A 6,000-nucleotide genomic window follows, 5' to 3' on the forward strand; every position below is an offset into this window, starting at 1 on the left:
GACCACCGCACCGGCGCACCGGTCATGACCCACGAGACCCACGAACCTACGACAGCGGCACGGGGAGCTGAGCCACGATGGAACCGATCATCATCGTCCTGATCATCCTGGTGGTGCTCGTCTTCATCGCCCTCATGAAGACGGTGCAGGTCATCCCGCAGGCCAGCGCCGCCATCGTGGAGCGCTTCGGCCGCTACACCCGCACCCTCAACGCGGGGCTGAACATCGTCGTCCCGTTCATCGACTCGATCCGCAACCGCATCGACCTCCGCGAACAGGTCGTCCCGTTCCCGCCGCAGCCGGTGATCACCCAGGACAACCTCGTCGTCAACATCGACACGGTCATCTACTACCAGGTGACCGACGCCCGCGCCGCGACCTACGAGGTCTCCAGCTTCATCCAGGCCATCGAACAGCTCACCGTCACCACCCTGCGCAACATCATCGGCGGCATGGACCTGGAGCGCACCCTCACCTCCCGCGAGGAGATCAACGCCGCCCTGCGCGGCGTCCTCGACGAGGCCACCGGCAAGTGGGGCATCCGCGTCAACCGAGTCGAGCTCAAGGCCATCGAGCCCCCCACCTCCATCCAGGACTCGATGGAGAAGCAGATGCGCGCCGACCGGGACAAGCGCGCCGCGATCCTCACCGCCGAGGGCATCCGGCAGTCGCAGATCCTCACGGCGGAGGGTGAGAAGCAGTCCGCGATCCTGCGCGCCGAGGGCGAGGCCCGGGCGGCTGCCCTCCGCGCCGAGGGCGAGGCCCAGGCGATCCGCACCGTCTTCGAGTCCATCCACGCCGGTGACGCCGACGAGAAGCTGCTCGCCTACCAGTACCTCCAGATGCTCCCGAAGATCGCCGAGGGCGACGCCAACAAGCTCTGGATCGTGCCCAGCGAGATCGGCGACGCCCTCAAGGGCCTCAGCGGCGCCGTCGGCAGCTTCGGCGCCCCGGGCGTCGGAGGCGGCGGTGCCCCCAAGGTCACCAAGGAGAGCCCGCGCCGCGAGCAGCCCCCGATCGACTGAACGATCAAGAACGATCAACTGCCACGATCGACCGGGACTCTCCCTCCCCATGCGTGATCGATTCATGCATGATCAGTGCGGCCCCCCGACCCTCTCAAGGCGGGGAGGCGACACACTGAAGCGAAGGAGATGGCCTTGTCCATCTGGGAAGCAATCGCGATTCTCGCCGCCGGCGTCGGCGCGGGCACCATCAACGCCATCGTCGGCAGCGGCACCCTCTTCACCTTTCCGGTGCTCCTCGCCGCCGGACTGCCACCCGTCACCGCCAACGTCTCGAACACCCTGGGCCTCGTCACCGGCAACATCAGCGGCGCCGTCGGCTACCGCCGAGAACTCCGCGGCCAGCGCGGCCGCGTCATCCGCTTCGGCATCACCGCACTGATCGGCGGCCTCACCGGAGCCATCCTCCTGCTCGCCCTGCCGTCGAAGGCCTTCGACACGATCGTCCCCGCGCTCATCGCCCTCGCCCTGCTGCTCGTCGTGCTCCAGCCCCGGCTCGCCCGGGCCCTCGCCCGCCGCCGGGAGCGCAACGGCACCGAGGCCCCCACCGACGGCGGCCCCGCCCTCCTGGCCGGACTGCTCCTGGCCAGCGCCTACGGCGGCTACTTCGGTGCGGCCCAGGGCGTCATGTACCTCTCCCTCATGGGCCTGCTGCTCCACGACGACCTCCAGCGCGTCAACGCCCTCAAGAACACCATCGGCGTCGTCGTCAACGGTGTCGCCGCGCTCTTCTTCGTCTTCGTCGCCGACGTCGACTGGACGGCCGTCCTCCTGATCGCCGTCGGCTCCACCATCGGCGGCCTGATAGGCGCGAAGGTAGGCCGCAGGCTCTCGCCCACGGTCCTGCGCGGCGTCATCGTCGTCGTCGGCAGCGTCGCGATCGCACAGATGCTGCTCAGGTAAGGACGAGAGTTCAAGCAGGGACGAGAAAAGAGAACGCTCCGGGCCCTTCCCCCGTGAAATCCCCGGGCCCGGAGCGTTACAGCAGCAGGCGCGGCCGCCCGGCTCACGAGCCGGACTCCGGCAGACGGCCGGCGCACCAGCGCCCCACCGCCCCCGCACTGCGGTACCTGCTACCCGACGGCCGCATGCGAAGCCGCCAGTCAGGCACCACTACTGTGCGATCCCCGCCCGCCCGGCGCAACGGAATTTCCGGCCGCCCACCCGAGCATGACGGGGCGTGGGAACATCAGCCGGCCGCCGGCACCTCGTACTCACCGATCAGCTGCGCCCGCCCCAGCGCGTGGAAGCGCAGGTGGAAGCCGACCACGGCGGGCGAGGCGGCCTCGTCCGGCCCCAGCTGCTCCCGGTCCACCGCGTACACCGTGAAGACGTACCGGTGCGGACCGTCCCCGGGCGGCGGCGCGGCACCGCCGAAGTCACGGGTGCCGTAGTCGTTGCGCACATGCACGGCGCCCGCGGGCAGCCCCTTCATCTCGGCGCTGCCCGCACCGGCCGGCAGCTCGGTGACGCCTGCCGGGATGTCGAAGACGACCCAGTGCCAGAAACCGCTGCCGGTCGGCGCGTCCGGGTCGTAGCACGTCACCGCGAAGCTCTTCGTCCCCTCGGGTGCGCCCTCCCAGCGCAGGTGCGGCGACACATTGCCACCGGAGAGGACCTGATCGCTCTTCAGTCTCGCCCCGGGCGTCACGTCATCGCTCACCACGGGGAACGAAGGCACCGGCGGATGAAAATCGTGGGGGAGCGGCCGACGCTTCTGCTCGGACACCAGGACACCTCCAGTACACGCGGACAGCTGAAAGCGCCAGCCTAGCGACGCCTGGACCACCGGCACTGCGACCATATGGAGTGTGCTTCATGTACTTCGAAACTTCGGACGCGGGCAGAGCCGCCTTATGCGCGCCCTGACCCTGCTGCTGGCAGCCCTGCCGCTGCTGTTGCTCCCCGCCTGCTCCTCGTCGGGGAGCCAGAAGGCGGAGAAACCCCGGACCCCGGCCGTCACGACGACGCCACCGCCGGGCTCGGTGCCCTCCTGGGCGAAGGGCATGAAGACCGTCGCCGAGGACAAGCTGCCGCCCGAGGCACGCCGTACCCTCGAACTCATCGCCAAGGGCGGCCCCTTCCCGTACGACAAGGACGGCACCGTCTTCGGCAACTACGAGAACCGGCTTCCCAAGCAGGCCCGCGGCTACTACCACGAGTACACCGTCCCCACCCCCGGAGCCCGCACCCGCGGCGCCCGACGCGTCATCACCGGCGAGCACTCCGAGCGCTACTACACCGGCGACCACTACCAGACCTTCGAAGCGGTGGTGCACCCATGACCCGCCCGCTGCCCGCCCCAGGGCTCCCCGGCATCCTCAACGGATCGATCCCCCCGGGCATCTACCATCTGCCCCCCACGAACGCCCCCGCCGGCGTCCCCACTGACGCCCCGGTGGACACCCCCTCGGACGTCATGGCCCGCGCCGCCGAGGCCGACTGGCGGGGCGCCAGGCTCCGGCTCACCGGGGTCCACGACAAGGCCGGCTTCCTGGACCGCTGCGCGACGGACCTGGAGTTCCCCGAGTGGTTCGGCCGCAACTGGGACGCCCTCGCCGACTGCCTCACGGACCTGTCGTGGTGGGGCTCCGGCAAGTTCCGCGGCTATCTGCTGCTCGCCGAGGACTGGGAGACCTTCCGCAAGGCGGCCCCGGGCGACGCCCGGACGGCGGAGGCGGTCCTCCACGACGCCGTCGGCCACTGGGCGAGCACGGACTCGCCCCTGGTCGTCCTGCTGGGCTGACCGACGGCCGGGGCCCGGTTCCCCGGCGGCCGTCGGCCGCCCCCCGGCTCAGAGCCAGTTCCGCTTGCCGCCCACCTCCGCGAGCCACTGGTGGAGGTAGGCCGCCCAGTCGGTCTGCTCGTACGTGCGCAGATCCACGGTGAACGAGCGGTAGGTGTCGCTGCCCGAGCTGAACAGCCCCGGCTTCTTGTCCATCTCCAGTACGACGTCCATCTCGCGGTCGTCCGCGACGAACGACAGCTCCACCTCGTTCAGCCCCCGGTACTGGGCCGGCGCGTGGAACTCGATCTCCTGGTAGAAGGGCAGCCGCTGCCGCGTGCCACTGATACGGCCGCGTTCGAGATCGGCGGACTTGAAGGAGAAACCGAGCCGGCCGAAGGCGTCGAGGATCGCCTGCTGGGCGGGGAGCGGATGCACGTTCACCGGATCGAGGTCGCTCGAGTCCACCGCGCGGGCGATGGCGAGGTGGGTGGTCACCCCCACGTTCATCCCGGTGAGGTGCCGGCCCAGGAACATGGTGACCGGCGTCTCCCAGGGGATCTCCAGCCCGAACGGCACCACGTGCGCCGCCCCCGCCTCCACCTCGAAGGCCCCGCCCAGCTGGACGCGGGTGAACTCCACGTCCTGCTTGTACTCGCCGTCGTTCCCCTCGACCTCGACCCGAGCCTGGAGCCCCACCGACAGCCCCTCGATCCGCTGCGGCACCGAACCGCCCTGGATGCGCACCTCGCCCTGCACGACCCCGCCGGGTACGACGTTCTCCTCGAACAGCACCGTCTCCACCGAGGCCCCGCCCGCGCCCAGGCTCGCCATCAGTTTCTTGAACACCATCGCGCTCATCCTCCCCGGACCCGGCCGCCGGGTCCTTCCACTACGCTCGGCCGGCATGACTGCCGCGCCCGACCGTATGCCACTCGACCGGGAATTCTTCGACCGTCCCGTACTGGAGGTCGCCCCCGAACTCCTGGGCCGCACCCTCGTCCGGACGACCCCCGAGGGCCCGATCGAACTGCGCATCACCGAGGTCGAGGCATACGCAGGAGAGAGGGACCCCGGCTCGCACGCCTTCCGTGGCCGCACGGAGCGGAACGCGTCGATGTTCGGTCCGCCCGGGCACGCGTACGTCTACTTCATCTACGGCATGTGGTTCAGCCTCAACCTGGTCTGCGGCCCCGAGGGCACGGCCAGCGGCGTCCTGCTGCGCGGCGGCGAAGTGATCAAGGGCGCCGACCTGGCCCGGACCCGCCGCCCGAAGGCCCGCCACAACCGCGAGCTGGCCCAGGGCCCGGCCCGCCTCGCGACCGCCCTCGACGTGGACCGCTCACTCAACGGCACGGACATCTGCGCCGGCCGGGGCGCGCCCCTCTCCGTCCTTCGGGGCACTCCCGTCCCCACCGGCCAGGTGCGCAACGGCCCCCGCACGGGCGTGGGCGGCGAGGGCGCCGTCCACCCCTGGCGCTTCTGGGCGGACGGCGACCCGACGGTCAGCCGGTACCGGGCCCATGTGCCGCGTGACAGGAGTAAGAGAGGACAGCAGGCGGGTGCTTGACTCCTGCGCCGAGAGGGCCTAACGTAGGCGAGCCGCTTGAGACGGGCAGCGCCCTGGGCGCGTCCGAGACGAGCGGCGACCACCACTACTGCGAGGACATCCCTGATCGGGGTCTATTTCGGCGTGCCGAAATATTCTGCGATCGGCTCGATTAGGAGCCGAAAGGGAAATCCGCTAAAGTAGTGACCACGCCGGAAGCCGCAAGGCCGAAAGCGAGAAACCCCGCTCCAACAGGGGGCCGGAAACGGAATTCGAACCGACTGCTTCGATTGAGAAGCGGGAGGAACGGAAAACGGATCTGGTAAGGTTGGAAACACCGAAGGGAAGCCCGGAGGAAAGCCCGAGAGGGTGAGTACAAAGGAAGCGTCCGTTCCTTGAGAACTCAACAGCGTGCCAAAAGTCAACGCCAGATATGTTGACACCCCGTCCATCATCATGGTGGATGAGGTTCCTTTAAAAAAGTCCTTCCGGTCCTTGCGGCTGGGAGGCGCACACAGCGAGGACGCTGTGAACGACCGGGCCTATTCCGCCTGGTTGTTCCGCTCAACGCGAGTGTTTCACCGGCAGTTTTTAATTAAACGCAGCCCGGTAATCATTCACGGAGAGTTTGATCCTGGCTCAGGACGAACGCTGGCGGCGTGCTTAACACATGCAAGTCGAACGATGAAGCCTTTCGGGGT

The 6,000-nt window shown here is 69.1% G+C and carries 7 protein-coding genes and 1 rRNA gene; 6 read left to right on the plus strand and 2 right to left on the minus strand.

Translation table 11 applies throughout. From position 1 onward, the window contains the following. The first annotated feature begins 77 nt into the window (after positions 1 to 77). Both AB0E98_RS03520 and AB0E98_RS03525 read left to right on the plus strand, forming a co-directional pair. Entirely contained in the window at positions 78 to 1,025 is a 948-nt protein-coding gene (locus AB0E98_RS03520; RefSeq protein WP_361698076.1) for an SPFH domain-containing protein, read from the plus strand. A 129-nt stretch (positions 1,026 to 1,154) separates the two neighbouring features. Further along, positions 1,155 to 1,928 (plus strand): sulfite exporter TauE/SafE family protein, encoded by a 774-nt coding sequence (locus AB0E98_RS03525; protein WP_361698078.1) that lies wholly within the window; start codon positions 1,155 to 1,157, stop codon positions 1,926 to 1,928. Positions 1,929 to 2,214: 286 nt separating this feature from the next. Here AB0E98_RS03525 and AB0E98_RS03530 read toward each other — a convergent pair whose 3' ends face one another. Further along, complete coding sequence (locus AB0E98_RS03530; protein WP_361698080.1) at positions 2,215 to 2,754, minus strand: YbhB/YbcL family Raf kinase inhibitor-like protein; 540 nt, start codon at positions 2,752 to 2,754, stop codon at positions 2,215 to 2,217. Positions 2,755 to 2,881: 127 nt separating this feature from the next. Here AB0E98_RS03530 and AB0E98_RS03535 point away from each other — a divergent pair, with 127 nt between their 5' ends. Together AB0E98_RS03535 and AB0E98_RS03540 are read left to right on the plus strand one after the other, a co-directional pair. Then, a complete protein-coding gene (locus AB0E98_RS03535) occupies positions 2,882 to 3,310 on the plus strand; it encodes a ribonuclease domain-containing protein (protein WP_361698082.1) in 429 nt (142 codons plus the stop codon). Then, positions 3,307 to 3,771, plus strand: coding sequence for a barstar family protein (locus AB0E98_RS03540; protein WP_361698084.1), 465 nt, complete (start codon positions 3,307 to 3,309; stop codon positions 3,769 to 3,771). The genes AB0E98_RS03535 and AB0E98_RS03540 overlap by 4 nt, the downstream gene beginning before the upstream one ends. A 48-nt stretch (positions 3,772 to 3,819) precedes the next feature. Here the strand turns inward: AB0E98_RS03540 and AB0E98_RS03545 are convergent, their stop codons facing one another. Continuing rightward, on the minus strand, positions 3,820 to 4,602 hold the full coding sequence (locus AB0E98_RS03545) for a sporulation protein (protein ID WP_361698086.1): 783 nt from the start codon (positions 4,600 to 4,602) through the stop codon (positions 3,820 to 3,822). A gap of 55 nt (positions 4,603 to 4,657) precedes the next feature. Here AB0E98_RS03545 and AB0E98_RS03550 point away from each other — a divergent pair, with 55 nt between their 5' ends. Both AB0E98_RS03550 and AB0E98_RS03555 read left to right on the plus strand, forming a co-directional pair. After that, positions 4,658 to 5,320: a DNA-3-methyladenine glycosylase gene (locus AB0E98_RS03550; protein ID WP_361698088.1), complete on the plus strand. Its 663-nt coding sequence runs from the start codon at positions 4,658 to 4,660 to the stop codon at positions 5,318 to 5,320. Between the two features lie 595 nt (positions 5,321 to 5,915). Then, positions 5,916 to 6,000 (plus strand): 16S ribosomal RNA (locus tag AB0E98_RS03555); the annotation flags it as partial.

The sequence above is a fragment of the Streptomyces sp. NPDC037389 genome, from assembly GCF_040636475.1.
In the GTDB taxonomy this organism is placed as follows: domain Bacteria; phylum Actinomycetota; class Actinomycetes; order Streptomycetales; family Streptomycetaceae; genus Streptomyces; species Streptomyces hesseae.